The sequence below is a fragment of the Nocardia sp. NPDC050408 genome, assembly GCF_044458905.1.
In the GTDB taxonomy this organism is placed as follows: domain Bacteria; phylum Actinomycetota; class Actinomycetes; order Mycobacteriales; family Mycobacteriaceae; genus Nocardia.
In genome coordinates this window covers 1-1,323 of the sequence record NZ_JBITIL010000061.1, presented here as the reverse complement: position 1 = coordinate 1,323, position 1,323 = coordinate 1, and the positions used below count along the sequence as shown (strand labels likewise).

Here is a 1,323-nt window from a genome sequence, read left to right as displayed (position 1 = left end):
TGGTTGCAACAGTGCTTGCCTGGGTGAGTATCTCATTGAGGATTTTGGTGGGGCTGCGGAAGCCGTGGCGTTTGCGGGGGCGGTTGTTGAGTTCGGCGGCGACGTAATCGAGGTATCCGGGTGGATAGACCGAGAGATCCGTGCCCTTGGGGAAGTATTGGCGCAGCAGCCCGTTGGTGTTTTCGTTGCTGCCGCGCTGCCAGGGGGAATGGGGATCGCAGAAGTAGACCTGTAGCCCGGTGGCGATGGTGATTTTCGCGTGGTGGGCCATCTCCGAGCCCTGGTCCCAGGTCAGGGTGCGCCGCAGGATCGCGGGCAGCTCGGCCATTTTCGCGATGGTCGCGGTGGCGACGGATTCGGCGGTGTGGTCCTCGGGCAGATGCAGCAGGACCACGAACCCCGACCTGCGCTCGACCAGGGTGCCGATCGCGCTGGCCTGGTTGGCGCCGATGATCAGGTCGCCTTCCCAGTGACCGGGCACCGCCCGGTCCTCGACCTCGGCCGGGCGGGTGCTGATGTGTAGGCCACCGAACTTGGTGCGCGGGCCCTGCTCACCGGCGGCGAGGCGGGGGTGGCGGGGTTTGCGTAGGCCGCGGCCGGTGCGCAAGCTGGCGACGAGTTCGCGGCGCAACGCGCCGCGTCCTTGCAGATACAGGGCCTTGTAGATGGTTTCGTGGGACACACGCATCTCCGGGTCGTCGGGGAATTCCACGCACAACCCACCAGCGATCTGGACGGGACTGTGCCGCTGTCCCAGCCGGTCGGCCACTTCGGCGTGCAATCGGCGGTTGGTTGCCAGCTTGCCAGGTTTGGGACGCCGTGCCCGCATCTCGGCGCGGCGCTGGGCGATGCCGGCCCGATAGCCCACCACCGCGATCCGGCCACTGCGGCGGGCACCGAATCGGTGGGTGCGCCGATACCGGACCCGCCCGGCCGGGCGCGCCTTGTTCTGGGTGCCGTTGCGGCGGATCTCCCGATAGATCGTCGAGGGCCAGCGGCCCAGCCGCCGCGCGATCGAGTTGATCGACTCCCCGCCCGCCACACCGGCCATGATCTCTTCCCGCTCGGCCAGCGACAGCCGCGGCCGCGGCCCGGTCGTGACCGGATCAGTGAATACTGGTGCCACCCCACCACATTCGCGCAACCACCGCAGCCCCGTGGTCTCCGACACGCCGACAGCCGCCCCGGCCGCCGACGGTCCCACCCCCGCCCCGACCAACTCCCAGAACCGGCGCACCACCACCCGGCTCGGACCCAACGACTCCATCCAACAACCCCTTCGATCACTCGACGGTGCTGTTGCAATCACCCCTTGAGCCCAAG

1 protein-coding gene is annotated in these 1,323 nt (G+C 68.5%); it reads right to left on the bottom strand.

Features of this window, described 5'->3' with window-relative positions:
- Window positions 1–1,267, bottom strand: a 1,267-nt coding sequence (locus ACIBJI_RS42570) for an IS30 family transposase (RefSeq protein ID WP_397088874.1), incomplete at its 3' end; no start/stop codon positions are given.
- Between the last annotated feature and the right edge of the window lie 56 nt (window positions 1,268–1,323).